We start from the raw sequence: 26,879 nt of genomic DNA on the forward strand, positions 1-26,879 counted from the left end.
TGGGTCAGCGGAGTGACCCCTATTTACGGAGCCACTCTACAAGGGTACGGGCCGGGAACCCGGAGACGCCGCTCACGGTGTCCCCGGCCGGCGTGGTGGCCGCGGCGGGCCCGGCGGTGTCGAGGTGGATGTGGGTGACATCCCCGGTGAATCCGCGCAGGTACAGCGCGGAGTTCAGCAGGTCGGGACCACCGGGCTCCGGTGCGACCTCGGTCGGCAGCGGCATCGGCCACCACCGCTCCCCCACCTTCGCACCGCGCAGGGTGAGTCGTCGGGCGAGAACCGGGTCTCCGGTGAACAGGGCACCGGTGCGGGTACCGAGGGCGCCCCTGGCCCCGGTGGACGTCGGACCGGCACTGATGATCCGGCGCGGCCGGTGGCGCTGCACCCCGTAGGCCAGCGTGTCTGCGGTAGCCAGCCGGGCCACGGTCTCGGCCCGTCGGGTCCCGTCCCCGGTGATGTGCAGGGTGGTGGTCTTCCCGCCGACATGGGTGACGACCTCCTCGGGCCGTCCGGTCAGCGGAGGTCTCAGGTCGGAGAGCAGGCCGGTGACCGGCACCAGTCCGATGACCTTCTGCGGGGAGTGCAGGCGGGACAGGGCGCTGAGCACCGCCGGGACCACAGCCCCACCGACGAGCACGGCATCGGGCCGGTCATCGGTCAGTTCACCGTCGGCGGCGGCGGGGTCCCAGGTGATCTCGACGAGCCCGGCGGTGTGCGCCGGGTCCGCGCTGGCGGCGAGCACTCCGCCGAGGCCCTTGCGTTCCAGCCAGTCACCGGTCCGGACCTTCACCCGGACGCCGGGGCGCCCGTGGAACAGGGCCCGGGTCTGCTGCCGCCACCAGTCCAGGGTCATGGACCCGTCCGGCACCGCACCGAGCACGTCGGTAAGTGCAGCGGCAGCACCGAGCTCGGCCCCGAGCCGGAGTTCGCGCCCAGCGGCGGAGGCGGTGTCGCCGGTGACGGCGGAGAGGTCGATCCGGATGTCCCGCACCACAGGGCCGGCAGGGTCAGCGTCCGGGGCTCCGACGAGGGGCGTGGGACCGGCACCGACCAGTCCCTGTGCCAGGTTGCGCAGGTTTCGACGGGTGGTGGACGCCGGGACGCTGACCTGGACAAGGTGCCTTTTCGCCTTCACCGGATGCACGGCGACCAGGTCGGTGAGACGGCGGACGAGTCGGCCCCCCGCATCGCGCCACCCGTCATCTCCGAGACGGGGCTCCGCCGGGAGCTCCGCGAGGTCGGTCAGCGGGACTGGATGTTCCGGGACGTGGACCTCCCAGATCCCGTCAGCGGCCGGCCGGACGACGGTGGAGGGACGGTCGCGGACGATGATGCGGCAGTCGATGACCTCTGAACCACTGGCGGGCGCACCGGAGGTGAGGGTGGGGATCGTGGTGCTCATTCCTGCGTCATGCTCCTGTCATGGCCCCTGTCCTGCAGGGTGTCGAGGTACCGGTCGACCTCGGCGATGTCGTAACCGCGGCGCACCACCCGGAAGCGGGGGCCGTCGCTGTCCTCCGTGCTCTCCGCCGCCTCCTCAGGTCGGCCGAATGTGGTCTGGACCAGCGACACGAGGACGAGACCCACCAGCAGAGCAGCGATGACGGTGATGAGCAGGTACATGCCGGTCAGCCTACCTCACCGGACAGTCACCCGAGCCGGCGTCGGGCGTGGGCGGCGACCACCCGGTTCACGGCGTCCTCCGGATCGTCGGTGACGTACAGCAGATCCGGGTCGGACTCACTGATGAGCCCCTCGTCGAGCATCCGTGCCCGGATCCAGTCCACCAGCCCGCCCCAGTAGTCGCTGCCGATGAGGATGATCGGGAACTCGCTGACCTTGCCGGTCTGGACGAGGACGAGGGCCTCGAAGAGCTCGTCGAGGGTGCCGAAGCCGCCGGGAAGGCAGATGAACGCCTGGGCGTACTTGACGAACATCGTCTTGCGGACGAAGAAGTAGCGGAAGTTCAGGCCCAGGTTGACCCATTCGTTGAGCCCCTGCTCGTGGGGGAGCTCGATGCCCAGGCCCACGGACAGTCCACCCGACTCGGAGCAGCCACGGTTCGCGGCTTCCATCAGGCCTGGACCGCCACCGGTGATCACGGCGTAACCGGCCTCGCGGAGCAGGCGTCCGGTATCCACGCCGAGCCGGTACCACGGGTGGTCCTCCGACGTCCGGGCCGAACCCCAGACGGTGACGGCGTGACCGATGTCCGCCAGGGCACCGAAGCCCTCGACGAACTCCGACTGGATCCGCATCACCCGCCAGGGATCGGTGTGCAGCCAGTCCGAGTTCGGCTGTTCACCGAGCAACCGCTGGTCTGTGGTGGTGGCCGGTCTGATACGCCGGCCTTCGCCGCGTCGCAGGACCGGACCTTCGTAGAAACAGGAAGGGTCGTTCGGTCGGATCGGAGCCATGGTGAGGTCCTCTCTGTCAGGCCGGGAGCTCCGGCGGGGTGGTGAGGTAGCTGATGAGCTGGTCACTGACGGTCGTGATCATCTCGACCGGGCAGTTCTCCTGCGGGGTGTGACACAGTCCGGGGTCACCGGGGCCGAAGTTCACCGCGGGAATGCCCAGCACGGAGAAGCGGGCGACATCGGTCCAGCCGTACTTCGCCCGGACGTTGCCGCCGGTGGCGGTGACCAGTGCGGCGGCGGCCGGACGGCGCAGCCCGGGCAGGGCGGCCGGGGACAGGTCGTCGATCTCCAGGGAGAATCCGTCCACCGGATCCTCCGGGGTCCCGACGCCCAGGACGTCGAGGGTGTGGGACAGGGCCTCCTCCCCCGACCGGTCCGGGGCGAAGCGGAAGTTGACGAACAGCCACGCCTCGTCCGGGATGGTGTTGGTCGCCACCCCGGACTCCAGGTGCACCACGTTGAGCCCCTCGCGGTAGAGGCAGCCGTCGATGTCGACGTCGCGGGGCTCGTAGGACGCGATCCTGGCGATCACCGGGGACAGCCGGTGGGCGGCGTTGTCGCCGAGCCAGGCACGGGCGGAATGGGCACGGGTGCCGTGGGCGGTGACCTTCAGCCGCAGCGTACCCTGGCAGCCGGCCTCGATGACGGCGCCGGAGGGCTCCCCCAGCAGGGCGACGTCACCGGCCAGCAGGTCCGGCTCGGTGTCCGCGACCATCTTCAGGCCGTTGTAGCGTGAGGCGACCTCCTCGCCGTCGTAGAGCACGAGCGTGAGGTCCTGGGCCAGGTCATCGGACTGTGCCAGGGTGACGAACGCGTGGATGTACACGGCGTCCCCGGACTTCATGTCCACGGAACCGAGCCCGTGGATGCAGTCGGCGCCCGCGGTGTCCGGACCCCGTCGTGACGGCAGGTTGTCGGCCGGGGGGACGGTGTCGATGTGGCCGGCGAGGACCACGCGGGAGGGCAGTCCACGGTGCGTCCGGGCGATGACCGTGTTACCCCGACGGTCGACCGTGACACCGGGCAGGGCGAGCCGGACGAACCCGGATTCCAGGGCGTCGGCGATCACGGTCTCCTCGTGGGACCGGCTGGGAATGTCGACCAGCGCGGCGGTGAGCGCCACCGGATCGAGGGTGAGATCGAGTTGTGCAGTCTGTTCGTTCATCGTGACCCCCATCGTAGAGGTGCCAGAGGTGCGGCAGGTCGCTGGCACTGTGCCAGAATAAGTGTTCATGAGTAGTTCACTGGGCGGTTCCGCAGCATCACCTGCGTCCGAGGCCGCGACCACAGAAGAGACGCGGGGCGAACTGGGCCACGGGCTCAAGACCCGCCACCTGACGATGATGGGGCTGGGTTCCGCCGTCGGTGCGGGTCTGTTCCTCGGCACCGGTGTCGGCATCAAGGCGGCCGGCCCGGCGGTCCTCGTCTCCTACATCGTCGCCGGTATCGTCGTCGTCTTCGTCATGCGGATGCTCGGTGAGATGGCCGCCGCCCGTCCCGCCTCCGGCACCTTCGCCACCTACGCCCGCCAGGCGTTCGGCGGTTGGGCCGGCTTCTCCCTGGGCTGGATGTACTGGTTCATGCTCATCATGGTGATGGGTACCGAGATCACCGGCGCCGGTGCGATCATGGGCAAGTGGTTCGGCGTGGAGGGCTGGATCCCCGGCCTGGTCTGTGTGGTCCTGTTCACCGTCGTGAACCTCTTCGCCGTCCGCGGCTTCGGCGAGTTCGAGTACTGGTTCTCCTTCGTCAAGGTCGCCGTCATCATCGCCTTCCTCATCATCGGTGCCCTGCTCATCCTCGGGTGGCTGCCCGGTCACGGGTCCGTCGGCACAGACAACCTCACGCCGTTCGCCCCGGAGGGTATCTCCGGCATCTCCGCCGGCCTGCTGGCTGTCGCCTTCGCCTTCGGCGGTATCGAGATCGTGACCATCGCCGCCGCCGAGTCCGAGAAGCCGACCCAGGCCATCACCTCCGCGGTCCGCGCGGTGGTCTGGCGCATCATGATCTTCTACCTGGGCTCTGTCGCGGTGATCACCACGTTGATCAACTACACGGATCTCGCCGAGGAGGAGGACGCCTCCAACTCGCCGTTCACCCGCGTGCTCAGCATGGCCGATGTTCCGGCGATCGTCGGGATCATGGAGGTCGTCATCGTCCTGGCGCTGCTCTCCGCGTTCAACGCGCAGATCTACGCCACCTCACGGCTGATGTACTCCTTCTCCTGGCAGGGCAACGCCCCGAAGGTCTTCCGGAAGCTCTCCTCCCAGAAGGTCCCGCTCCCGGCCGTCATCTGCTCCCTGGTCTTCGCCTTCATTTCCGTGGGTCTTCAGCTCTGGGGTCCGGAGGACCTCATCAACATCCTCTTCAACGCAGTCGGCGGCTGCCTGCTGGTCATCTGGGTGATGATCGTCCTGTCCGAGCTGAAGCTGCGTCCGTTGCTGAAGGAGGAGGGCTCGCTGAAACTGAAGATGTGGTTCTGGCCGACGCTCCCGGTCGTCACCCTCGTCGCGCTGGCGGGACTGACCGTCCTCATGCTCTTCGACGAGAGCGCGCGGGACCAGGTCATCACGGTGGCCATCGCCTTCGGTCTGCTGTGTGCGCTGGGTGCCTGGGTCACCCGCCACCACGACCGTTTCGCCGATGACGCCCTGCGTGACAGGTCCGGGGAGACCGCCGGCAACTGACCGGTAGACTGTGGTGCCATGACCTCTGCTTACGGAACCGGCATCGCGACCCTGACCGCTGACGACACCGTCCTCGACGTGTGGTACCCCGAGTTCGGCCTGGGTGACGCCCCTGCCGCCCCGCTCGACCTGTCCCACCTCGAGGATGAGGACGCCGACCGCGGCGTCCACCGCGTCGTGGTGCACACCACGATCGCCGACCTTGACGACGCCCCGGCGGACTCCGCCGACGCATACCTGCGCCTGCACCTCCTCTCCGGTCGCACCATCCAGCCCCACGGCGCCAACCTCGACGGGCTTTTCGGTAAGCTGACCAACGTCGTCTGGACCAACTTCGGCCCCTGTGCTGTGGAGGGCTTCGAGGCCACCCGTGCGAAGCTGCAGGCCCGCGGCAGGGTCACCGTCTACTCGATCGACAAGTTCCCCCGCATGGTCGACTACGTCGTGCCGACCGGGGTGCGCATCGGCGACGCCGACCGTGTCCGCCTCGGCGCACACCTCGCCGAGGGCACCACCGTCATGCACGAGGGCTTCGTGAACTTCAACGCCGGCACGCTCGGCTCCTCCATGGTCGAGGGCCGGATCTCGGGCGGCGTCGTCGTCGAGGACGGCTCGGACGTCGGTGGCGGTGCCTCGATCATGGGTACCCTGTCCGGTGGCGGCAAGCAGGTCATCTCCATCGGAAAGCGCTGCCTGCTGGGCGCGAACGCCGGCGTCGGCATCTCCCTGGGCGACGACTGTGTCGTCGAGGCCGGCCTGTACATCACCTTCGGGACGAAGGTCGCCTTCGACGGAGACGTCGTCAAGGCCTCCGTCCTCTCCGGGGCGTCCAACCTGCTCTTCCGCCGCAACTCGGTCACCGGCGCGGTCGAGGCCGTTGCCCGGGCGACCGGATCGGTGGAGCTCAACGACGCACTCCACAAGAACTAGGGACACCGCCCCAGGGACAGCAGAGGACCCCCGACCAGTGGTCGGGGGTCCTCCGTGTCGGGGCCGGAAGACCGGGGCCTACTGCTTCAGCGTGCCGAGTCGCTGGGCGGCCTTGGCGATGTCCTCGTCCGTGGCGGTGAGGCCGATACGCACGTGCTTCTCCCCCGCGGGACCGTAGAAGTCACCGGGGGCGACGAGGATGCCGAGTGCTGCGAGACGGTCCACCGTCTCGCGGCAGGGACGGTCCTCGGTGGCCCACAGGTACAGCCCACCCTCGGAATCATCGATACGCAGTCCTGCGTCCTCGACCGCGGCGGCGAGGAGTGCACGACGCTGCCGGTAACGGGTCTTCTGCAGGGTCTCCTGGTCGTCATCCTCGAGGGCGGCGACAGTGGCGGCCTGGATCGGGCCGGGCATCATGAGACCCGTGTTCCTGCGCACGGCGAGGGCCTCGGCGATGAGGTCCGTGTCGCCGACGAGGAAGCCGGCACGGTAGGACGCCAGGTTCGAGGTCTTCGACAGGGAGTGGACCGCGATGAGGTTCGTGAAGTCCCCGTCGCAGACCCGGGGATCCAGGATGGAGACCGGGGCGTCCTCGTCGGCATCGTTCCAGCCGAGGCCGAGGTAGCACTCGTCGGAGACGACGATGACGTCGCGCTCACGGGCGAACTCGACGAACTTGCGCAGGTGGTCGACACCGAGAACCTTGCCGTGCGGGTTTGCCGGGGAGTTCAGGAAGATCATCGCCGGGGTCGCCGGGCCGACCTTCAGCAGTGAGTCACTGCGCAGGACGTCCGCTCCGGCGATCTTCGCGCCGACCTCGTAGGTCGGGTACGCGAGCTCCGGGATCACCACGGTCTGGCCGGGGACCACACCGAGGATGAAGGGCAGCCAGGCGATGGCCTCCTTCGTGCCGACGACCGGCAGGACCTGTGCGGTCACCACGCCGGGCACGCCGAAGCGCCGTTCCATGGCCGTCACGATGGCGGCGCGGAGCTCCGGGGTGCCGATGGTCTGCGGGTAGCCCGGCTCACCGGCGTTCAGCGAGAGCGCCAGCTGGATCGAGGGCGCGACCGGGTCCACCGGGGTACCGACCGAGAGATTGATGATGCCGTCGGGATGCGCGGCCGCCGTCGCCTTCGCCCCCTCGAGGGAGTCCCACGGGAAATCGGGGAGTTCGGCGGAGAGAGTGCGTCGGCGGGGTCGCGCTGCGTCGGTCATCGGTGGGTTTCCTTCTAGTCCTGGTTCTGGGGCGGCAAGTTCCTGATGCCCTCGGGGTCGAAGTCCTGGGGGCCGAGCTTGGCTGCTCCGCCCGGGTCACCGAGATCGTCGAAGAACGCGGTGTTGAAGTCGATGTAGTCCTCCCACTCGTCTGGGAGGTCGTCCTCGTAGAAGATAGCCTCGGTCGGGCACACCGGCTCGCAGGCGCCGCAGTCCACGCACTCGTCGGGGTGGATGTACAGCGATCGCTTGCCCTCGTAGATGCAGTCGACCGGGCATTCCTCCACACAGGCCCGGTCCATCACATCGACGCAGGGCTGCGCGATTACGTAGGTCATTGATTGTCACTTTCTCGGAAACTCGTCACGATTGCCGTCCGCAGGTCGTCAGTACTGCTTCAAGCAGATCTAATCTTGTCACTTCAACCGCAGCAATGCCCAACCGCCGCCGGCCAGTCCGAGCGGCAGCAGAAGCAGTGTGGTCAGGGAGCCACCCATGACGGTGTCTCCGCCGAGACCGGGGATGGCGGGCCAGAACACGAGGATCAGGTATCCCGCCAGCCAGGTCCACATCGGGGCGGCGGCCAGGGAGCGGTTGTCGGTCCACAGGAGTGCCGTTTTCGTCAGCACCGCCAGGAACCACGGTGTGGCCACCAGCGGCCACGGGAAGGGCACGGCGGTGTCACCGACCGTGATCCTGGATCCGAGGTAGAGGGCCGCGAGCAGTACCGCGGCCAGTGCCCCGACGCACAGCCAGATGATCCCCGCCCGGCGTTCGGCGCGGGTCGTGTCCCGGCGCACCTGCCGGCGTTCCGGATCTCCCCAGTGGGGTTCGTCTGTGGTGTACATCGGCTACCTCCCTTCAGCAAATAGACAGTCTAGTCTGTTCAGCGTTTCGCCCGAAAGTCCAGCCTCGCCGTCCCGCCGTTCGCCCAGCATGAAACTCTCCGTGCCGATGAGCGGCTGGGTGATGAGGTTGGACAGACAGAAGGGCACCGGAGCGCCGACGGCGCTGGCCCTGGGGGTGTCGATGACATCACCGACGGAACCGTCGGCGACCCAGAGCTGGGTGGCGTGGGCGACCATCGCGGCCTGCTTGGCGGCGAGATCCTCGGCGGAGCCGGTGACGCGGGCGTCCACCGAGGACGCCGGGACGCTCGCCAGCTCGCCGTCGTCCGGCCACCGCCAGTCGGCCGGGGGACCGCCTGCCGCACGCAGTTCGGCCAGGCCGGCGTCCAGCTGCTCGGTCTCGGTGACACACCACCAGATCCTCGCCGGGGTCCACTCCCCCGCGTCCGCCTGGGCGGCGACGGCGGCATGGGTGATCTCGTGGGCACGGATGTGGTCAGGGTGGCCGTAGCCGCCGTCGGGACCGTAGGTGACGACGACGTGTGGACGCAGACCCGCGATCTCGGCACGCAGGGCATCGACTGCGGCACCCCCGGAGCGCACGAAGGCGCGGGGATGATCCGCCGGCGGTGTGCCCGCCATACCCGAGTCACGCCAGTGCGCGACACCGCCGAGGAACCGCGGCCGGGCGGTCCCGGTGACCTCGTCCTGGTTGACGCCCAGCGCCGCCAGGGCGCGCTGGAGTTCGGCGATGCGGTACCCGCCGAGCAGTCCGGAGTGTTCGGCGACGAGGCCCTGGTACTTGTCCCCGATGACCTCGCCTTCCTCGCCGAGGGTGCAGGTCACCACCGTGACCTCGGCGCCGCGGCGGGCCCAGTGGGTCAGGGCGAGGCCGGTCCACAGGGATTCGTCGTCGGGGTGGGCATGCACGGCGAGCACGCGCAGGCCCTGCAGGTTCTGGTCGATCATCAGTCGTCCTCTTCGTCGGATGTGGTTGAGGTCGTAGGTGCTGCGGAAGTGGCGGACGCAGCAGAGGCGTCCGTCTCCTCGGCGCGACGCCAGGTGGCGGCTGAGACCAGCGGGCCGGTGTCCCGGTCAAGCGGCCAGTCGGCGAGCCGGGGCTCCGGGCCGACGAGGTCGGGGCCGGCGGCGATGACCCGACGGTCGTCGATCAACGGCACGTCGACGCGCTGCTCGGCGACGGCGTCGGAGACCCGGTCCACAGTGTCGTCGACCAGGGCACTGACCCGGTCCTCGGACAGATCCGCCGCCGAGAACAGCGCGGCATCCAGGATGCCGTCGACCTCGGCCGAGCACAGACCCGAGGTGTTGACGGTACGTCCCGTGGCGGCGGCGTCCTCGCCCTCCGCGCCGGAAGGGTCGGAGGAGTCGGAGGTCCCGCCGGGTTCCGACGGTTCCGACGGTTCAGTCGTTCCCGTGGGCTCAGTCGTCACCGAACTGTCGGTGGGTTCCGTGGTCTGTGACTCCGAGGTGGGCACGGCGGTGACCGAGGGGAGTCCGGTGGACGGCCTCGACACCGACCGGTCGGCGGTGTCGCAGCCGTAGCGGCTGCGTAGTTCGCTGAGGGTCTCCGGGGTCTCCTGCCACGCGATGACGGCGTCGACCTCACCGGAGGGCAGGAAGGAACCGTAGAGGTCAGATGAGGAACGGATGACCGGCTCTGCGGCGATGCCGACGCCGGTGAGCTGGTCGACGACGCGACGGGCGGCCTCGACCGCCGTGGCGTCCCCGCTGTCCGCCCCGATCCGCAGCGGGGTGAGGTCGCTGTCCACCGTCGGCAGGGCGGGAGTGGCCGGGGCGCTGTCGACGGCGCCGTCAATGTCACTCTCAACGGTGCTGTCGCCGGTCACCTCGTCGGCACCGATGCCCCCTCCCGGTGCCGTCGCGGCAGGATCCTGGGTGAGGATGCGGGCCAGGGCGTCGGCGTCGAGGGCGTCGGTAACCCGGGTGCGGTTGGTCAGCGAGGTCATCCGCGGCGCCGTGGTGTTCAGTGTCATGACCAGGTCAGGACGCCGCGTCATCTCACGGACGCGCAGACCCGGCACCGCGGCCAGCGACTCGGTGGTCACCCCCTGCTCCCCGGTCAGCAGCATCTGCAGCTGACCGGTGCGCAGCATCTGGGTGGCGGTGCGGGTGTCCGGCACGACCGAGAGCACGACGCTGTCACTGCGTGCGGGAGACTCACCCCAGTACCGCTGATTGCGGTCCAGGCGGATCTCACCGCGGGCGGTGTCCACCGCACGGACCCGGAACACCCCGCCGGACGCCGCGGGCACACCGGACATCATCGAGTCGAAGCTGCGGTCCTCGGTGCGGTAGATGTGGCTCGGCAGCAGGTCGGAGAAGAGGTCACGCCAGTCTGGGTCGGGACCGGTGAAGGTGACGTCGACCGTGCGTCCTCCCGCGGAGACGGAGAGCTTGTCGATCATCGCGTAGCCCGCCGGGTCCACCACGCCGGAGCGTCCGGTGATCTGCTGGTGGAGGTAGTCGAAGTCTGCCCCGGTGACGGGCGTCCCGTCCGACCACTGGGCGTCGGAGCGCAGGACGTAGCGGACCTTGGTCGGTGCCGCCTCGGTGCCCTCGGTGACCTTCACGGACTCCAGCAGATCAGTGTTGAGTGCCGTCCGGGCGCCGGTCGGACTGCCGGTAGGCACGGTGAAGGCGCTGGGCAGGGTCAGCTGGGCGACGACACTCGTCGCCAGGGAACGCGACCCTATGAGGTGGGGGTTGAGGTCACCGGGGATGCTGTCCACGCCGACGGTGACGGTACGGAGCTCATCGGGCACCGCGCCCGGCTCCTCCGTCTCCTCCGGGGTGGTGCTGACTGTCTGCGGCGCAGCAACGGTCGGCGCATCCGAGGGACGCGCCTGACAGCCGGCGAGGACCGCTCCGACAAGCCCTACGGCGCTGAGCGCCGCCACGACAGCGGAAAGCCGCCGGGGGCGACCGTTCTCTACCACTCCCGACGGCTCCTCTCACCAGTGCCCCTGCTGACAGGGGCGACTACCGGACTTCGATCACTTCTTGTCGCGCTGCTTCGCGCGGGACGCCGCACGACCACGCTCGGTGGCACCGAGGATAGTCTTACGCACGCGGATGGCCTCGGGGGTGACCTCGACACACTCGTCGTGGCCACAGAACTCCATGGCCTCGTCCAGGGAGAGGTTTCGGGCCTTGGCCAGCGTCACGGTGGCGTCCGCGGTGGCGGAACGCATGTTCGTGAGCTTCTTCTCCTTGGTGATGTTGATGTCCATGTCCTCGTCGCGGTTGTTCTGGCCGACGACCATACCCTCGTAGGTCTCGGTACCGGGCTCGACGAAGAAGGAACCGCGGTCGGCCAGCTGGGTCAGCGCGTAGGCGGTGATCTGGCCGGTGCGGTCGGCGACCAGGGAACCGTTCGGACGGTCCTTGATCTCGCCGGCCCAGGCGTCGTAACCGGCGGAGTAGCTGTTGGCGATACCGGTGCCGCGGGTCTCGGTCATGAAGATGGTGCGGAAACCGATGAGGCCACGGGCCGGAACCAGGAAGGTCATCCGGATCCAGCCGTTACCGGTGTTGTCCATGCCTTCCATGCGGCCCTTACGGGCGGCCATGAGCTGGGTGATGGCACCGAGGTGCTCCTCTGGGGCGTCGATGATCATGTGCTCCCAGGGCTCCTGCAGCTTGCCGTCGACGGTCTTGGTGACCACCTGCGGCTTACCGACGGTGAGCTCGAAGCCTTCGCGACGCATGGTCTCGACGAGAATGGACAGCGCCATCTCGCCACGCCCCTGGACCTCCCAGGCGTCAGGACGCTCGGTCGGCAGGACCTTGATGGAGACGTTACCGATGAGCTCCTGGTCCAGGCGGTTCTTGACCACGCGGGCGGTGAGCTGGTTGCCGGAGCGGCCGGCCATCGGGGAGGTGTTCACACCGATGGTCATGGAGATGGCGGGCTCGTCGACGGTGATGCGCGGCAGGGCGACCGGGTGCTCCGGGTCGGCCAGGGTGTCGCCGATCATGACGTCCTCGATACCGGAGATCGCGGCGATGTCACCGGCGATGACCTCGTCGGTGGCGACACGGTCGACGCCGACGGTACGGAGCAGCTCGGAGATCTTGACGTTCTTGACGTGCTCCTCGCCGTTCTCGTCGTAGTGGATCCAGGCGACCTGCTGGCCCTTGTGCAGGGAGCCGGCGAAGACGCGGACCAGGCCGATACGGCCGAGGAAGTTGGAGGAGTCCAGGTTGGTGACGTGGGCCTGCAGCGGGGCGTCATGCTCGGCGGAGGGCTCCGGGAGGACGTCGTAGATGACGTCGAACAGGGACTGGAGGTCCTCGGCGTCCGGGATGTTGCCGTTACCGGGGTTCTCGGTGGAGGCCTTGCCGGCGCGGCCGGAGGTGTAGATGACCGGGAGGTCGAGGAGGGTCTCGGCGGCCTCGGCGGCCTCCGGGTCGTCGAGGGCGGAGGCCAGCTCGAGGAGCAGGTCCTGGGCCTCGGAGACGACCTCGTCGATGCGGGCATCGGGGCGGTCGGTCTTGTTGACACAGATGATGACCGGCATCTTGGCCTCGAGGGCCTTGCCGAGCACGAAGCGGGTCTGCGGCAACGGCCCCTCGGAGGCGTCGATCAGGAGGACGACACCGTCGACCATGGACAGTGCGCGCTCGACCTCGCCACCGAAGTCGGCGTGACCCGGGGTGTCGATGACGTTGATGATGAGGTCGGAACCGTCCTTGCCCTTGCCGGCACGCCGGATGGCGGTGTTCTTGGCGAGGATGGTGATGCCCTTTTCCTTCTCCAGGTCCCCGGAGTCCATGACACGGTCCTCGACCTGCGCGTGCGGGTCGAAGACCCCCGACTGACGCAGCATTGCGTCCACGAGGGTGGTCTTGCCATGGTCGACGTGCGCGACGATGGCGACATTACGGAATTCAGTCAGTGACACAGATCCAGGTCTTCCTTATAGAGCGAGAGAAACAGCATTCAGGCATGTCGGCAGTCCCGACATGCGGACGGGGGTACAGAGTACCCGCTCCACCCCTTATTCTTCTCATCAGACAGAAGTGCGCTCGTTTCGCGTGACGCATGTTACTGTTGTGAACAATGTGACTCATGAGGTTTTCGAAAGGCTCCACGTGCATCCCACCCGACGTCCCCGCCGCCTGGCTGCAGCACTCCTCGCTGCCGCGACGGCCCTCGCCGTACCCATGGCCGTGACCCCGTCCGTCTCCGCCCAGAGCCTCCCCGTATTCCCGGCTGCGCCGGTGGATAACCTGGGACGCCCCAGCCCCGAAATCCTCGACCAGCTCGAAGCCTTCGCCAACCAGCCGGGCATGCCGGAGGAGGTCAGCGGCACGCTCCTGCGTGTCATCAGCTTCTTCCGCGGCGACGGCGAGCCCGGTGTCGGCCTCCCTGAGGACGGCCCCGTCTTCACCCAGTTCGGCTGGCCGACAGTCGCCACCAACTGCATCGGCGGCACCTCGAACGCTGTCGGCACCGCCATCGCAGTACCCGGCCCTGCCACTCTCCCACTGCCCGGTGTGGGCGCAGGTCAGACAGCTTTCGTCTTCACCGCACTGGGCACCGGCCCGGCAGCCGCAACCCAGAACACGTCCATGCAGGTCCACTGGCTCAATGTCGCCGACGGCCGGATGGGTCAGACCCCGCTGGTGCCCGGCGGCATCAACACCGACGGGCCGGGTACCGTCAACGGCCTGGCGGACACCGGCTCCGGCCCGGTGGTTGCCGTGCTCAGCGGCGGTATCACCACCGACGAGGAGTCCGGTCCCGCCAACTGCGAGTTCGCTCCGACTGTCGGGCTGACCCAGGTCGCCTAGAGCGACCTCTCCCCTGGCCGGGTGCGTTCCGCCGTGGTAGAACCGCGGTCATGAACGGTGCGCACCCTCCGAAGGTCGAGACCTTCGACACCGCGTCCAACGTCAACATCGACCCGAAGGGCTTCACCCGCCGGGTGGACCGCTGGGGCGGCGACTCCACCGCGCTCTACATGGCGCGGCCCGCCGACCATCCCCGCTTCGGATATCTGGAGAGCTGGCTGCTGCCCGCGCTTGATCTCCGGGTCAACCGCTTCCACTTCCGCAACGGCACCGGACACGGTCCTTACCCCGGCCAGGAGCTGTACGTCGACATCGCACTCGTCGACCCGCCGGCATCCCCGGAGGACGCCGTGTGGCGGACCACCGACCTCTACATCGACCTCGTCACCTACGCGGGAGGGCGCTGGGAGCTCCTCGACCTCGACGAGCTGGGGGACGCACTGACAGTGGGCTTCCTGGACACCGGGACAGGTCATCGGGCCCTGCGGTCCGCCCAGCAACTCATCACCGGACTGGTCACTGAAGGCTCGGTGGAACAGTGGCTGAACACCAGGGGATTCGACCTGGACTGGGCCGACCCTGACACGGTGGTCCTCACCCCTGCTGAGGAAAGCATCTGACGTCCGGCTGGCCCCGTCGGAGAATCGACCTGGTGAGGTGGTCACAGGGATCAGTCAGGGCCGGAGCCTCCTGACCTCCCCGTCCTGGGCTGTCCCACCAATGACCTCGGTGTCATGAGTTTCGTCCCAGCGTCATGAGGTCCCCGCGCAAATTGCCGTTGAACCGCAGTTCTTCTCATGACGCGGAGACGCTTCCCAAGACACACCCGCAATTCCGCCCCGTCCCGGAAATCTGCCACCCCTCAGGCCGATCCAGGCCGAGAAAACTGACTGAGGGGTGTCAGATCTCCCGGGTCCCTTTTGCCCCGGACGGTCCGGCGGGGAATCCACAATGGATCGACGCTCTTGGTCTCCGTATGGTCGACGGCGGTGAGGGCAGTGAGACCGCCCGTGACCTCTATGAAAGGATCTGTCGCCCCATGACCATGCGGCAGATCTGGTTGGTGCCTTCGTAGATCTGCGTGATCTTGGCGTCACGCATCATGCGCTCGACCGGGAAATCACGCGTGTAGCCGTAGCCACCGAGGAGCTGGATCGCGTCGAGGGTGACCTCCATGGCGATGTCGGAGGCGAAGGCCTTCGAGCCGGCGGCCATGAGGCCGAGCTTCCCGCCGTCTTCGGCGACACCGCGCTCGGCGTTTGACGCGGCGGTGTAGATCATCAGCCGGGCGGCGTCGATCTTCATCTTCATGTCCGCCAGGGTGAACTGGGTGTTCTGGAAGGCGGCGATCGGCTTACCGAACTGCTTGCGCTCCTTGACGTACTCCACGGCGGCGTCGAACGCGCCCTGGGCGATACCGAGCGCCTGGGCACCGATGGTCGGACGGGTGTGGTCGAGGGTCTGCAGGGCGGTCTTGAAGCCGGTGCCCTCCTCGCCGATCATGCGGTCGGCCGGGATACGGCAGTCCTCGAAGTAGAGCTCCGCAGTCGGGGAACCCTTGATGCCGAGCTTGTGCTCCAGGCCGCCGACGCGGAATCCCGGGTCATCCTTGTGGACCATGAACGCGGAGATGCCTCGGGCGCCGGCCTCCGGGTCAGTGACGGCCATGACGGTGATCCAGGTGGCACGGGAACCGTTGGTGATGAAGCACTTGGAGCCGTTGAGGACCCACTCGTCACCGTCACGCACGGCCCTGGTCTTCATTCCGGCGGCGTCTGAACCGGCCTCACGCTCGGTGAGGCCGTAGGACGCCAACCCACCCTCGGCGATGTCCGGCAGGACCTTCGCCTTGAGTTCGTCGGAGCCTGCCAGGATGAGTCCCATGGTGCCGAGCTTGTTCACGGCCGGGATCAGGGAGGAGGAACCGCAGACGCGGGCGACCTCTTCGATGACGATGACGGCGGCGAGCGAGTCAGCGCCCTGGCCGCCGAACTCGTCAGGGATATGGACGGCGTTGAAGCCGGACTCGTTGAGCGCCTTCAGGGCCTCCTCCGGGAACCGCTCGTCGGCGTCGACCTCAGCGGCGTGGGGGGCGATCTGCTCCTCGGCGATCTGCCGGATGGCGGAGCGCAGCTCGCGGTACTCCTCGGGCAGCTGGAAGAGGTCGAAGTCGGGGTTGAAGGCCATGGATGCTCCTGTTTCCTGGAAGTCCTCGTAGGTGTACAGGTAGTTACCGCGACCGAACTTTCTCGGTCGTTCCGGCACCACCGTTCTCCGGACATGGTAGTACGACCCCCTGCCGAGGGGAGGGCGTTCGGTCTAATCCAGGACTACTGTGGGTCTCATGAGTATCAGGACACCACTTTCATCACACCGCACCGGTACGGTCACCGCCGTCGCTCTCGCCGCCGTGGTCGTCCTCGGCGCCTGCAGCAATGACGGCAGCGACAGCGACTCCGCCGCCGACAACACCACCACCCCGACCGAAGCCGCACTCACCGGGGACGCCCCGGACGGCAGTTCCTCCGGTGCCGACGGCAACCGCTGCAACACCGTCGACCTCGACGTCACGGTCGGCGACCCCGACGGAGCGGCCGGCAGTGTCTACCGGCAACTGACCTTCACCAATTCCTCCGACAGGGACTGTACGGTCAGCGGTTACCCCGGCGTCAGTCTCGTCGCCTGACGGAGACACCCAGGTCGGCGCGGCCGCTGACCGGGAGGACGCACCGGGCGAGGCTCCGGTCATCACGCTCTCCCCCGGCGACGCCGCGTCCGCCGACCTCAAGATCAGCAGCCCCGGAGTCTACGGCGACCAGTGCACCGAAACCCCGGCCGACGCTCTGAAGATCTATCCGCCGGACGAGCGGGACTCCACCACTGTCACTGTCGACGGGCTGACCGGCTGCACCGGGGACGACGCTCCGGTGATACTGCGCATCTCCCGCCTACAGGAGTGACCCGCCAGAACTAGCGTCGGGGTATGACCATTTCTGCACCGAACACACGCACCCACCTCCGGTGGGCTGCCGGTGCGGTTCTGACCGGCACCGCCACTGACACAGCGCCAGTCCCGGGAGGATCCGACAGGGACGGCTCCGGCGGGGGCGAGGCCGCGGACTCGCGCTGCCACACCACCGAGCTCGAGGTCACTCTGGCCGGTGGCGATGCCGAACGCGACGGGAGTGGTTCCGGCGGCGGTACCGTTCCGCCGGCCCCCGACGCGTCCGCCGTCGCCCAGCTGCAGGTGACCCAGCCGGAGAACTACGGCGACCGCTGCACCCTGCGCATCCGCGCGCTCTCCCCCGGCATGGTCGGCTAACAGTCATTAGGCTGGGCCGCATGAGCGACATCGTGATCATCGGCGGCCACGGCCGCGTTGCCCTGTTGACCATCCCCCTGCTCGTCGCCGACGGGAACACGGTCACCGCCGTGGTCCGGGACCGAGCGCACATCGACGACGTGGAGGAAGCCGGGGCAACCGGCCTTTTCGCCGATGTCGAGACCATGAGCACCGACGATCTCGTCGGTATGCTCCAGCCTTTCGACACCGTCGTCTGGTCCGCCGGGGCAGGCGGGGGCGACCCCGAGCGCACAAAAGCGGTTGACGAGAATGCCGCCGTCCGCACCATGAACGCCGCCGAGGAATCGGACACCGAGCGTTTCATCATGGTCTCCTGGGCAGGTTCCTACGACGACCACGGCATCCCCGGCGACGATCCCTTCCACTTCTACGCGGATGCCAAGGCCCGGGCGGACGACCATCTGCGCCACTCTGCCCTGGACTGGACGATCCTGGGGCCGAGCTCGCTGACCGACGGCGACAGCGACGGCATCTCCCTGATCCCGGAGGACCGGGGACGCACCGAGGCGACCTCGGTCCCCCGTCAGGCCGTCGCCTCCGCGATCGCCGCAGCGGTGGCCTGCCCGCGCAGCGCCGGCCACACCCTTCGGTTCAACAAGGGGGAGAACGCCCCGGCTGACGTGCTGCAGGACCTGGACCTGAACCTGTCGAATGCGCTGGAGTCCCGCGGCTCCGGGTTCGAGTGAGCAGCGGACTACCATCGGCACAATGACTGACCTTCCCTTCACCGCCTCCGATGTCGCCCTCGTCTGTGAGGGCGGCGGAGCACGCAACAGTTTCACCGCTGCGACGGTCCACGAGTTCATGGTCAAGGGCGTGGACTTCGGCTGGATCGGCGGTGTCTCCGCCGGGGCGTCACACACCATGAACTTCCTCGGCCATGACGCGGAGCGCACCCGGGAGAGCTTCGTGGAGTTCACCGCGTCTCCGGCGTCCGGCGGTATCGGTTCCCTCATCCGCGGCGACGGCTACTTTGACGCGAAGTACATCTACGAGACCTCGGGCCTGCCCGGCAATGACCTGCCCTACGACTTCGACGCCTTCCTCAATGACCCGACGCCCTTCCGTATCGAGGCCACCAATGCTCTCACCGGCGAGTCGGTGCGCTGGGGCCGCGAGGACATCACCGACCTGGAGTCCCTGCTCAAGCGGGTGCGGGCGTCCTCGACCCTGCCGGTGATCATGAATACGCCCGAGGTCGACGGCGTGCCCTACGTCGACGGCGCGCTCAGCGGTTCCGGTGGCATCCCGGTGGACGCCGCGGAAGCCGACGGATTCGAGAAGTTCCTCGTGCTGTGCACCCGCCCGCGCGACTACGTGCGGCCCGAGGTGAAGTACCCGGCGGTCATCCGGCGCATGCTCAGCAAGTACCCCGCGGTCGCCGAGGCCGTGCTGGCCCGCCCCGCCCGCTACAACGCGACGAAGCACCGACTTCTCGAGATGGAGAAGCAGGGCCGGGTTATGCTGTTCTTCCCCGACGAAATGCGCATCTCGAACACCGAACGCAACCTCGACAAGCTCAAGGCCTCCTACTACGACGGTCTGGTGCAGACCGACCGCCAGTGGGACAGGATCATGGAGTTCCTCGGCGCGTGACCGGGACTACACCGAGCTGATTTCCTCCCCTTCCCCTGTAAGGACATTCCATGGCCGGTGGCCTGTTCGCCCTGCTCGACGACGTCGCACTCATCGCGAGGAAGGCTGCCGTCGCCACCCGTGACGTCGCGAGTTCCGCCGCGTCCACATCCTCGAAGGCCGCTGCAGTCGTTGTCGATGACGCCGCCGTCGCCCCCGGCTTCGTCGAGGGGGTGACGCCGGCCCGGGAACTGCCGATCGTCTGGAAGATCACCAAGGGATCACTGGTCAACAAGATCGTCATCATCCTGCCGATCGCCCTGCTGCTCAGCTGGCTGGCTCCGTGGGCCCTCACCCCGATCCTCATGGTCGGCGGCACCTACCTCTCCTTCGAGGGCGCGGAGAAGATCTGGCACGCCGTCGCTGCCCGTCGGGGCGGGCACGGGCACGGCGACCATGATGACTCTGCCGCGGACAGCAGCCCCGGGGACGAAGCCTCGCTGGTCAAGGGAGCGGTGATGACCGACCTCATCCTCTCGGCGGAGATCATGGTCATCTCGCTCAACGAGGTGACAGACAAGCCGTTCCTCGAGCGCTCCGCGATCCTCATCGTCGTGGCCCTGGTCATCACCGTCGGTGTCTACGGCGTGGTGGGCATGCTGGTGAAGATGGACGATATCGGCCTGCGACTGGCCGTCGGGGACGCCGGACGCACCGGCCTGATCCAGAAGGCGGGCCGGGCCATGGTCGCCGGTATGCCGAAGATCCTCGCCATACTGTCGGTGGTCGGTACCGCGGCGATGCTGTGGGTCGGCGGCCACATCCTCACCAACGGCACCGACGAGCTGGGCTGGCATCTGCCGAACGATATCGTCCACCACCTGGAGGATGTGGTCGCTTCCGCCGGCGGTGCGGCGCAGTGGCTGGTGGAGACCGGGTGCTCGGCCGTCGTCGGCTTCCTGGTCGGTTCCCTCGTCCTGGTCGTGGTCACTGTTGTCGTCCGACTGTTCGACAGTTCGACGCAGGCCCCGTAATCCCGTCCGGTGCGTCTCCTAGAGTCACGTTCCGTGAAGACTCCAGACAGAGCCCCGAAGAACACCGGAACACCCACCGTTCCCCCGGTTCCCTCCGCTGACCTCGACAGCGTCCTGGCCGAACGACGCTCCGTCCACGGCACGACCGAACCCCCGCCGCCGGTGCAGCCACGCATCGGTGTGTCCGCTCCCACTGGTACCACCGGTGGAACCCCTGACCAGCGGGACGCCGAGCGTTCCCGGCGCAGGGCACTCATCAACACCACGACCAGGACGCTCGAGGAGTACGACGATCACCTCGTCTACCGACGCTCCCGGGTGCAGAGTCCGGCCACCGCGACGGGGTGGACCGTCCTCGCCCTCATCGGAGGTGCCCTCGCCGTCGTGGTGGGTATCTGGCTGACCGGTGTCGGCCTCGACTGGAACCTGGACTAGGAGGGCCTACCATGGCATCGCAGAAGTCCGCCGGTGGCTCCGGCTGTGCACTGCTCATCATCGTCTCCCTGGGCATCTGGCTGGCCCTCTGGGCACTGAAGCTCGCCCTGATCATCGGTGGCGGCGTCCTCGTCGTCGGCGGCGTGGCCGGTGCAGTGGCCACGGTCATCTGGGCATGGGCGGCGGTTTTCGCCGACCGCCGCGTTGATCGGGAGGACGAGGCGCTGCGCGAGGTCCTCGACCAGCTGTCGACCCTGTCCACCACCTCGCTGCGCGAACAGATCGTGGCCTGGGACCGGATCCAGGAGGGCCGGGGCGTCGGTACCGTGCTGGAGTCCGCCTACTGGTCCGAGCAGCCCACCGACGAGCAGGCCACACTGTTCGCCCGGGTGAACACACTGATGTCCCGTGGGGAACAGTTGCTCACCAGCCGACCGGGCTCCCGACGCGCAGTCATCGACCACCTCCGGGAGTGCGACCGGCTCACACTGGATCTCAGTGAACTCCAGGACCGGATCAGATCAGCTTGACGCGCCGCTGCCGGTAGCGCCGACCGGTCGGCAGAACCAGGGTCTTCGGGACGGTCTCCAACTCGCCCGGCGCGGCCTCGGGCACCGGCTCCAGCGCGGTCTCCACGAGAATGGGCAGGTGATCCGAGCCCTCCTGCGGCAGCGAGGTGACCGTCGGGTCGAGATAGCCACGGGACATGGCCAGATCGTAGCGTCCGCGCAGCACCCCGTAGTTGCGGTAGGTGGAGGTATCACTGCTGGAGAGGTCGTAGCCGTAGGAGCTGACATGCCTGGCCAGTCCTGCCTGGAAGACCGGGTAGTTGAAGTCACCGACCATCATCGACGGCAGACCGGGGCCGAGATCGTGCAGTGCGGAGAAGGCGGTGCGGATCTGCTGGCGCCGCAGCGAGTTGCTGGCGGTCAACGGGGCGGCATGGAAGGAGGAGATGAGTACCTCACCGCCGTGGACGGCGTCATGGGCACGGACCGTGGCGAGCCGCTCCTCGCCGGGCTTCATCACCAGGTCGTGCAGTGACTTCTCCAGCGGGACGGTAAGCATCGAGCGGGGGTCGAAGCGACTGGTCCGCAGGTAGACCGCCAGGCCGAGGCGGCTTCCCGAGGTCGACTGGACCAGTTCCAGGTCGCCGATTCTGGTGGGAAGGGTCTCAGTGTCCGCCTCCTGCAGGCACAGCGCATCGGGGTCGTGGAGAGCCGCCAACGGGGTCAGTTCGCCGGCCGCATTGTTGTGGTGGAGGTTGTAGCTGATCAGCTTCATCCTCCCCCACCGTAGTCGCCGGAAACCTCCGGAGCGGGAATGACCGGGGAATGTACAGGCCACGCGGCGCGTTGCACCGGGCGTGAATATCGATATCTGGTCCGACGTCGCCTGCCCCTGGTGCTGGATCGGCAAGCGTCGGTTCGACCGCGCCCTCGCCGCCTTCCCCCACCGTGACGAGGTGACGGTGACCTGGCATTCCTACCAGCTCGACCCCACGCTCCCCGACCATGACGACCGCAGTGAGGCACAGTATCTCGCCGAGACCAAGGGTATGCCGGTGGAGCAGGTCCGGGCGATGGTCGGCCATGTCGCCGAGCAGGGTGCCGGTGAAGGCCTGACCTACGACTTCGACAGCCTCATCGTCGCGAACTCCCTACGGGCCCACCAGGTCATCCAGCTGGCGAGGGAGTCCGGGGACACCGCCGCGGTGGAGCGTCTGGAGGAGTCACTGTTCGCCGCACACTTCGAGCACGGTGAAGATATCGGTGACGCCGACACCCTCGTCCGCCTGGCCACCGAGGCGGGTCTGGACACCTCGGAGGTCCTGTCGGAGCTCACCTACGGGTCACGCATCGCGGCGGTCGAAGAGGATGTGCGGAAGGCTGCGTCCCTCGGGCTGAACTCCGTTCCGACCTTCGTGCTGGACATGCAGTGGGCGGTGCCCGGTGCACAGCCGACCGAGGTCTTCACACGGGCCCTGGAACAGGCGTGGGCGGCGTCCCACCCCGGGACGCCGTCCTTCCTCTCTGTCGACGGGGCGCAGGACGCCGAGGCCTGCGGGCCGGAGGGTTGCTGAACCTGCGAACTGGTGATCCGGAGATCAGCTGACGTCACCGTCGACGTAGAACCAGCGGCCGTTCTCCCGGACGAAGCGGGAGCGCTCCTCCTGCACACCGACTCCCCCGCCCGGCTCACGGTAGGTCGCCCGGAACTCGACGATGCCGGTGGTGTCCTCCGGTCCGCCGTCGACGGTGTCGACGATCTGAAGGCGTCGCCAGCTCGGGTTGTCGCTCAGGTCAAGCGACTCCGGCCGGGTCGACGGATGCCAGGTGTACAGCAGCCAGTCGGCGTCCGCGTCCCTGAACGCCTGGAAGCGCGAGCGCATGAGGTCTTCGGCGGTGGTGGGTTCTTCTCGGGTGGAGTTCACGACGCCCAATCTAGTCATCCGCCCCAGGACGTGGACGGCATCAGCGACGCTCATTGCTGCGCCGGCGGTTGCCGGTGCCACGTTGGAGAGCAACCTGATAGGGCTCCTCCCCTCGTCCGCGCCCGATGCTCAACGCCGCAGCGGCCCCGCTCATGCACCGTGACTACCTCGCACCCGGCCCGGAAGATTCGCAGTGTTCCGGACAAGAATACTGTCAAAGCTCCAGAGCTATGGTCAGGGCACCTGCGAGCGCGCACCGGTGATGTCCTCTACATCCGTCAGTTCGGGGAGTCCCGGTGATCTGCAGGTCGTGTTCGATCGCATCCTCCTCCAGCTCTCCATTGTCAGTGCAGCGAGACCAGATGGCGACGTAGCGCTCGCGTCCAGTGCAGAGAGTGCCAGCCACCCCCTGACACAATGCACGATTCACGGCGCGATCGCGCCAGCGGGCACCGAGCGTGGGATCGGGCGCTCGAGCAGCCGGACGGGAAGCACGTCGACATCCGAACCTGAGAGCGCGGCGCCGCAAGCGATCTGACCGACCTGTCTCGGAGTGGTCCTCGCAGTACCGGTCGGCAAGGTTCTTGAAGTTCATCACGAACAAGATCGCCTGTGACCGGACCCCGTAAAACGTCACGCCCCCCTTGATCCGAGCAATCTTACAAATGTAAAATGCGGACCATGGTGAGCTACCCCAGACCCGGCATCAAGTCGCGGCTCCTCGACGCCGTCACCGTACTGCTCGACGAGCGCGATCCCTCGGAGCTCACCATAACGATGGTTGTGGCACGTGCCGGTGTCACCCGCCCGACGTTCTATGCGGCGTTCGGGGATCTCCCGACAGCTTATGCGGAAGCTGCGGTCGCCAGGATCATGGCAGCCCTCCCCGCCAACCCGGTCAAGGCGAACGGTGTCGAGCGACGCGACGTCATGAAAGCAACTATCACGCAGGCACTCGAGCGCATCGCACCCCACGCACAGTTCTTCCGCCGCGTCCTGCTAGGGCACGGAGGCCATCATGTGCAGGCACGTATCATCGAGTATCTTGCCGCGGAGTTCCGGTCCCGGACGCCCGTTTCCGCGGCGCTTGCCCGCGGTCCGCTTCCACTCGGAACCTCCTCTACGGCGATCGCCGCTGCAGTGTCCTGGACGATGCTCGATTGGTTCACCGATCCGCAACGCGAATCCGTCGAAGACCTGGCGGGAAGACTCCGCGATCTCACCTATCACGCCGTCGTCGGCGGACTGGGCCGCGACGAAACCCCGAAAGGAATCAGTCCATGAAAGCTCCCCGGAAAGACAATTCGATGATCCCTGTCGACGACGCGCTGCGCCAGCAGCGTCTCCTCGCCCGCCAGGCACTCCAGCGCGCCGGCAAGCTGCCGTTCAAACCGGAGTCCTCAGCGAAGTGGACGAACGTCTCAGTAGATTCTCGCGGATCGCTGCGCGTTCAGATCGAGCATGACGATCTCGCCGGTGTCACACCCGAGATGCTCAAGTGGTGGTTCGAGAATCTCGCGGGCACCACCACCTGGAACGGAGAGGACTTCTCCGGCCCGGAGATCCTCAACTACCATCTGTGGCACCACCGTGACCACATCCGCGTCACCCCCATGAGTGACGCGCCCGGCGGAGCGAAGAACAACGGCTTCCGCGTCGGAGCGCGCTCCCGCATCGACGAGCAATTCAACGACTATCGCGACCGTATCCACCAGGTAATGCACACGACCGTCCTGGACGAGTCGGAGTTTTCGTTCAACATCCTCGGCCCCGGAGACCGCCCCGGAGGCCGGATCACGCATCGCTACGCCCCGGTTCCCGGCGGGGTCAGCTTCTACGCCGAGACGGTCGTCGACTTCGACCTCCCGCTGGTCGGTCCGTTGCTGAACCGCACGATCGGCCCGCGGGTGTTCTCGCGAGACACTGCAGACCACTGGATCCGGCACAACATCGAGGAGACCGGCCGTACCCAGGACATCGTGCCTGTCCTGTACGCGGCCGCCCAGGAGAACGCGTGAGCGGAGGCGACGATGGGTACGCATCGAACACGCGTCGTTCCCGCTGAGTAGATCCGGCCCCGGGGACCCGCGATACTTCTACGGCCTCAGCCAGGCCGACCCCGAGATCGGTGTGCTCGCGGAGCAGAACGCGCACCTGCCCGCACGCATCGTCGCGCTCCGGTCCAACCGTCCGCTGTCCCCGGTTCCCCGGACCAGGCCCCGGTGGGTCCATCACAGCAGTTCCGTCAGACACGGGTCAAACGCGCCCCACCCGACCGGCACCTGGCCGGTCATCGCCGCACACGCTACGGACGTCGACCTCCACAACCTCGGACTGGGCGGCAGTGCGCTGCTGGACCCGTTCGTCGCCCGCACGATAGCGGGCCTGGAGGCCGACATCATCAGCGTGAAGCTCGGCATCAACCTGGTCAACGCGGACCTGATGCGCCGCCGTGCGCTCGACCCGGCGGTCCACGGATTCCTGGACACGATCCGGGACGCGCACCCGGACACTCCCCTGATCGTGATGTCCCCGGTGTGCTGCCCGATCCAGGAATCGACCCCCGGCCCGTTGGCCCCGGATTTCAGTGACGGGACGATGAAATTCGTCGCCACCGGGGACCCGGCGGAGGTCGACGCCGGAAAGCTCACTCTGGAGGTGGTGCGGGAGGAACTCGCGGCGGTGGTCGAGCAGCGCTCGGTCGACGATCCCCATTTGTCCTACGTCAACGGACTGGACCCGTTCGGACCAGCGGAAGTCGGGCAATTCCCCTACGCTGACAATCTCCACCCCGGCGCGCAGGCCCACCGGCGCATCGGAGAGCGTTTCATCCCCATGCTTCTACAGGCCAGGCATGCTGTCAGGAGGCGGCCCCACGGAGTGATCCGTACGCCGCACTGACCACTCGTGCAGCAGGTCTGCGTCAGGCACGGATCGGCCGCACTGTGCCACGATGCGCCCGATCCGTGCCTGACGCAGATGTGAAGCCCCCTGAAGCCGCGCCGGAATACGACCCGAGGGAGTGGTCTGCTGGGACCAGACCACCCGGTCCGCTCGATGTCAACCTGTGTGGAGTCACCCGACCCTAAACGGTTGCTTCCTGCTCGTGATTGATCCCGACGACGTCCGCCGGCTTCCGGGTCTTCGGCCTGCCCCGGAACCGCTCCGGATACCGGGCGAATTAGCGCTGCAACGCTTTGTCGCGGACCTTGTGCTTGGCTTTCCACGTCCCGTCGAAAACGTCCTGCGGGCTGAACAGCTCAATGCCGGAGTGCTTGTGGCAGGTGTTGTACCAGGGAACACACGACCGCAGGAACGCCCGCGCAGCCTCGACTGAGTCGAAGACGCCAGGATAGTTGGGCCGGTACTTCATCGTGCGGAACTCCGATTCGGAGTACGGATTGTCGTTCGACACGTACGGCCGGTTGTGACTCATCTCGATGCCTTTCCAACCGGGCAGGGTCTTCAAATCGTTGGACTTCATCACCGCCCCGTTGTCGGAGTGCACCACTTTCGGCGGCCCGTAGGCTTCAACCGCCTGGGTGAACATCTCGTTGACCAGATCCTGGTCCTCGCGTTCCTCGACTCGCCAGGCGATGATCATCCGCGAGTAGATGTCGATCACCGAATACGCCTTGAATGACTTCCCGGTATACGGTGACTTCAGATCCGTGATGTCCCAACTCCACACTTCACCCGGGGCTTTAGCCACCACCACCGGTGTGGCCCGCTTCTTCGACGTGCCGGTGCCTTTGGTCGGGGCGACAGGCCGGTGGGCCTGGTCCAGGCCCGCGGCGATACGCCACCATGACCGGCGCTGCGCGATCATGATCCCGGCGTCCCACGCGGTGGCGAACGCATAGTCCACCGACTTTCCCGCGGCCCAGGCCACCTGGATCAATACGGCGATGACCGCCCGGTCGAACAGGTCGATGCGTGACTCGTAGGCACGGTCAGCCTGATGGACCGGACTGGACACCGTGGTACGGGGATGATGACGGTAGTGCCACGTCGACCGGGACAGGTCAACGAGCTCCAACGCCTTGCGCAGCGACCCCAGGCATTCTGGTCGTTTCAACTCATTGACCAG

General features: G+C 67.5%; 30 protein-coding genes. 16 read left to right on the forward strand and 14 right to left on the reverse strand.

The genetic code is table 11. From position 1 onward, the window contains the following. Positions 1 to 19: 19 nt before the first annotated feature. Genes ACZ9GM_RS06915 through dapE form a run of 4 tightly spaced genes read right to left on the reverse strand, consistent with a single transcriptional unit; the run spans position 20 to position 3,585 of the window. Positions 20 to 1,405 carry an aminopeptidase gene (locus tag ACZ9GM_RS06915; protein WP_476037466.1) on the reverse strand — a complete coding sequence of 462 codons (1,386 nt, stop codon included), beginning with the start codon at positions 1,403 to 1,405 and terminating at the stop codon, positions 20 to 22. Beyond that, positions 1,402 to 1,626, reverse strand: a complete 225-nt coding sequence (locus ACZ9GM_RS06920; RefSeq protein ID WP_291476469.1) for a DivIVA domain-containing protein — start codon at positions 1,624 to 1,626, stop codon at positions 1,402 to 1,404. Before ACZ9GM_RS06920 ends, ACZ9GM_RS06915 begins: the two co-directional genes overlap by 4 nt. 26 nt (positions 1,627 to 1,652) lie before the next feature. Continuing rightward, a complete protein-coding gene (locus tag ACZ9GM_RS06925; protein ID WP_476037467.1) occupies positions 1,653 to 2,420 on the reverse strand; it encodes an LOG family protein in 768 nt (255 codons plus the stop codon). Between the two features lie 16 nt (positions 2,421 to 2,436). Continuing rightward, a complete protein-coding gene (gene dapE / locus ACZ9GM_RS06930; RefSeq protein ID WP_291476473.1) occupies positions 2,437 to 3,585 on the reverse strand; it encodes a succinyl-diaminopimelate desuccinylase in 1,149 nt (382 codons plus the stop codon). Between the two features lie 67 nt (positions 3,586 to 3,652). On the opposite strand from dapE, the gene ACZ9GM_RS06935 reads away from it, so the two are divergent. Next, on the forward strand, positions 3,653 to 5,107 hold the full coding sequence (locus ACZ9GM_RS06935; RefSeq protein ID WP_291476476.1) for an amino acid permease: 1,455 nt from the start codon (positions 3,653 to 3,655) through the stop codon (positions 5,105 to 5,107). An 18-nt stretch (positions 5,108 to 5,125) separates the two neighbouring features. Then, positions 5,126 to 6,037, forward strand: a complete 912-nt coding sequence (gene dapD / locus ACZ9GM_RS06940) for a 2,3,4,5-tetrahydropyridine-2,6-dicarboxylate N-succinyltransferase (RefSeq protein ID WP_291476477.1) — start codon at positions 5,126 to 5,128, stop codon at positions 6,035 to 6,037. Between the two features lie 78 nt (positions 6,038 to 6,115). Here dapD and dapC read toward each other — a convergent pair whose 3' ends face one another. The 6 genes from dapC to typA form a co-directional block, all read right to left on the reverse strand. Continuing rightward, the gene (dapC, locus tag ACZ9GM_RS06945) at positions 6,116 to 7,258 is read right to left on the reverse strand and encodes a succinyldiaminopimelate transaminase (RefSeq protein ID WP_476037468.1); all 1,143 of its coding nucleotides are present in this window, start codon (positions 7,256 to 7,258) and stop codon (positions 6,116 to 6,118) included. Between the two features lie 14 nt (positions 7,259 to 7,272). Continuing rightward, a complete protein-coding gene (gene fdxA / locus ACZ9GM_RS06950) occupies positions 7,273 to 7,596 on the reverse strand; it encodes a ferredoxin (RefSeq protein ID WP_291476481.1) in 324 nt (107 codons plus the stop codon). Positions 7,597 to 7,674: 78 nt separating this feature from the next. Next, on the reverse strand, positions 7,675 to 8,106 hold the full coding sequence (locus ACZ9GM_RS06955) for a hypothetical protein (RefSeq protein WP_291476483.1): 432 nt from the start codon (positions 8,104 to 8,106) through the stop codon (positions 7,675 to 7,677). Positions 8,107 to 8,109: 3 nt separating this feature from the next. Beyond that, entirely contained in the window at positions 8,110 to 9,075 is a 966-nt protein-coding gene (mshB, locus tag ACZ9GM_RS06960; RefSeq protein ID WP_476037469.1) for an N-acetyl-1-D-myo-inositol-2-amino-2-deoxy-alpha-D-glucopyranoside deacetylase, read from the reverse strand. Further along, positions 9,075 to 11,087: an ABC transporter family substrate-binding protein gene (locus tag ACZ9GM_RS06965; protein WP_476037470.1), complete on the reverse strand. Its 2,013-nt coding sequence runs from the start codon at positions 11,085 to 11,087 to the stop codon at positions 9,075 to 9,077. The genes mshB and ACZ9GM_RS06965 overlap by 1 nt, the downstream gene beginning before the upstream one ends. Before the next feature lie 57 nt (positions 11,088 to 11,144). Continuing rightward, positions 11,145 to 13,055 carry a translational GTPase TypA gene (typA, locus tag ACZ9GM_RS06970; RefSeq protein WP_291476489.1) on the reverse strand — a complete coding sequence of 637 codons (1,911 nt, stop codon included), beginning with the start codon at positions 13,053 to 13,055 and terminating at the stop codon, positions 11,145 to 11,147. Positions 13,056 to 13,317: 262 nt separating this feature from the next. Between typA and ACZ9GM_RS06975 the strand changes: the two genes are divergently transcribed. Next, a complete protein-coding gene (locus ACZ9GM_RS06975; protein WP_291476532.1) occupies positions 13,318 to 13,947 on the forward strand; it encodes an Rv1157c family protein in 630 nt (209 codons plus the stop codon). 50 nt (positions 13,948 to 13,997) lie between these two features. Beyond that, entirely contained in the window at positions 13,998 to 14,567 is a 570-nt protein-coding gene (locus ACZ9GM_RS06980; RefSeq protein WP_476037471.1) for a DUF402 domain-containing protein, read from the forward strand. A gap of 397 nt (positions 14,568 to 14,964) precedes the next feature. Here the strand turns inward: ACZ9GM_RS06980 and ACZ9GM_RS06985 are convergent, their stop codons facing one another. Then, the gene (locus ACZ9GM_RS06985) at positions 14,965 to 16,134 is read right to left on the reverse strand and encodes an acyl-CoA dehydrogenase family protein (protein WP_476037472.1); all 1,170 of its coding nucleotides are present in this window, start codon (positions 16,132 to 16,134) and stop codon (positions 14,965 to 14,967) included. Positions 16,135 to 16,291: 157 nt separating this feature from the next. Here ACZ9GM_RS06985 and ACZ9GM_RS06990 point away from each other — a divergent pair, with 157 nt between their 5' ends. The 8 genes from ACZ9GM_RS06990 to ACZ9GM_RS07025 are packed head-to-tail and all read left to right on the forward strand — an operon-like array spanning position 16,292 to position 20,885. Further along, on the forward strand, positions 16,292 to 16,633 hold the full coding sequence (locus tag ACZ9GM_RS06990; RefSeq protein WP_476037473.1) for a DUF4232 domain-containing protein: 342 nt from the start codon (positions 16,292 to 16,294) through the stop codon (positions 16,631 to 16,633). Next, complete coding sequence (locus tag ACZ9GM_RS06995) at positions 16,575 to 16,907, forward strand: DUF4232 domain-containing protein (protein ID WP_476038324.1); 333 nt, start codon at positions 16,575 to 16,577, stop codon at positions 16,905 to 16,907. The genes ACZ9GM_RS06990 and ACZ9GM_RS06995 overlap by 59 nt, the downstream gene beginning before the upstream one ends. 23 nt (positions 16,908 to 16,930) lie before the next feature. Beyond that, positions 16,931 to 17,269, forward strand: coding sequence for a hypothetical protein (locus ACZ9GM_RS07000; protein ID WP_476037474.1), 339 nt, complete (start codon positions 16,931 to 16,933; stop codon positions 17,267 to 17,269). Between the two features lie 20 nt (positions 17,270 to 17,289). Then, positions 17,290 to 17,997, forward strand: coding sequence for an NAD(P)H-binding protein (locus tag ACZ9GM_RS07005; protein ID WP_291476502.1), 708 nt, complete (start codon positions 17,290 to 17,292; stop codon positions 17,995 to 17,997). A gap of 22 nt (positions 17,998 to 18,019) precedes the next feature. After that, positions 18,020 to 18,907 carry a patatin-like phospholipase family protein gene (locus ACZ9GM_RS07010; RefSeq protein ID WP_476037475.1) on the forward strand — a complete coding sequence of 296 codons (888 nt, stop codon included), beginning with the start codon at positions 18,020 to 18,022 and terminating at the stop codon, positions 18,905 to 18,907. Between the two features lie 50 nt (positions 18,908 to 18,957). Next, entirely contained in the window at positions 18,958 to 19,920 is a 963-nt protein-coding gene (locus tag ACZ9GM_RS07015; RefSeq protein WP_476037476.1) for a DUF808 domain-containing protein, read from the forward strand. Positions 19,921 to 19,953: 33 nt separating this feature from the next. Continuing rightward, positions 19,954 to 20,355 carry a hypothetical protein gene (locus ACZ9GM_RS07020; protein ID WP_476037477.1) on the forward strand — a complete coding sequence of 134 codons (402 nt, stop codon included), beginning with the start codon at positions 19,954 to 19,956 and terminating at the stop codon, positions 20,353 to 20,355. Between the two features lie 11 nt (positions 20,356 to 20,366). Beyond that, positions 20,367 to 20,885 carry a hypothetical protein gene (locus ACZ9GM_RS07025; RefSeq protein WP_476037478.1) on the forward strand — a complete coding sequence of 173 codons (519 nt, stop codon included), beginning with the start codon at positions 20,367 to 20,369 and terminating at the stop codon, positions 20,883 to 20,885. Here the strand turns inward: ACZ9GM_RS07025 and ACZ9GM_RS07030 are convergent. After that, positions 20,872 to 21,639 (reverse strand): endonuclease/exonuclease/phosphatase family protein, encoded by a 768-nt coding sequence (locus ACZ9GM_RS07030; RefSeq protein WP_291476512.1) that lies wholly within the window; start codon positions 21,637 to 21,639, stop codon positions 20,872 to 20,874. The two genes, ACZ9GM_RS07025 and ACZ9GM_RS07030, sit on opposite strands and share 14 nt — an antisense overlap. Before the next feature lie 82 nt (positions 21,640 to 21,721). On the opposite strand from ACZ9GM_RS07030, the gene ACZ9GM_RS07035 reads away from it, so the two are divergent. Then, positions 21,722 to 22,438, forward strand: coding sequence for a DsbA family oxidoreductase (locus ACZ9GM_RS07035; protein WP_291476514.1), 717 nt, complete (start codon positions 21,722 to 21,724; stop codon positions 22,436 to 22,438). Positions 22,439 to 22,462: 24 nt separating this feature from the next. Here the strand turns inward: ACZ9GM_RS07035 and ACZ9GM_RS07040 are convergent, their stop codons facing one another. Further along, positions 22,463 to 22,870, reverse strand: a complete 408-nt coding sequence (locus tag ACZ9GM_RS07040; RefSeq protein ID WP_476037479.1) for a YchJ family protein — start codon at positions 22,868 to 22,870, stop codon at positions 22,463 to 22,465. Positions 22,871 to 23,470: 600 nt separating this feature from the next. Between ACZ9GM_RS07040 and ACZ9GM_RS07045 the strand changes: the two genes are divergently transcribed. The 3 genes from ACZ9GM_RS07045 to ACZ9GM_RS07055 all read left to right on the forward strand — a co-directional run bounded on the left by ACZ9GM_RS07045 (position 23,471) and on the right by ACZ9GM_RS07055 (position 25,690). Further along, complete coding sequence (locus ACZ9GM_RS07045) at positions 23,471 to 24,073, forward strand: TetR/AcrR family transcriptional regulator (protein ID WP_476037480.1); 603 nt, start codon at positions 23,471 to 23,473, stop codon at positions 24,071 to 24,073. Beyond that, positions 24,070 to 24,807, forward strand: coding sequence for a hypothetical protein (locus tag ACZ9GM_RS07050; RefSeq protein WP_291476520.1), 738 nt, complete (start codon positions 24,070 to 24,072; stop codon positions 24,805 to 24,807). Before ACZ9GM_RS07045 ends, ACZ9GM_RS07050 begins: the two co-directional genes overlap by 4 nt. A gap of 112 nt (positions 24,808 to 24,919) precedes the next feature. After that, positions 24,920 to 25,690: an SGNH/GDSL hydrolase family protein gene (locus ACZ9GM_RS07055; protein WP_476037481.1), complete on the forward strand. Its 771-nt coding sequence runs from the start codon at positions 24,920 to 24,922 to the stop codon at positions 25,688 to 25,690. 280 nt (positions 25,691 to 25,970) lie between these two features. Here ACZ9GM_RS07055 and ACZ9GM_RS07060 read toward each other — a convergent pair whose 3' ends face one another. After that, on the reverse strand, positions 25,971 to 26,867 hold the full coding sequence (locus ACZ9GM_RS07060; RefSeq protein WP_291474162.1) for a DDE-type integrase/transposase/recombinase: 897 nt from the start codon (positions 26,865 to 26,867) through the stop codon (positions 25,971 to 25,973). Between the last annotated feature and the right edge of the window lie 12 nt (positions 26,868 to 26,879).

It is taken from the genome of Corynebacterium sp. UD i78 (assembly GCF_056280545.1).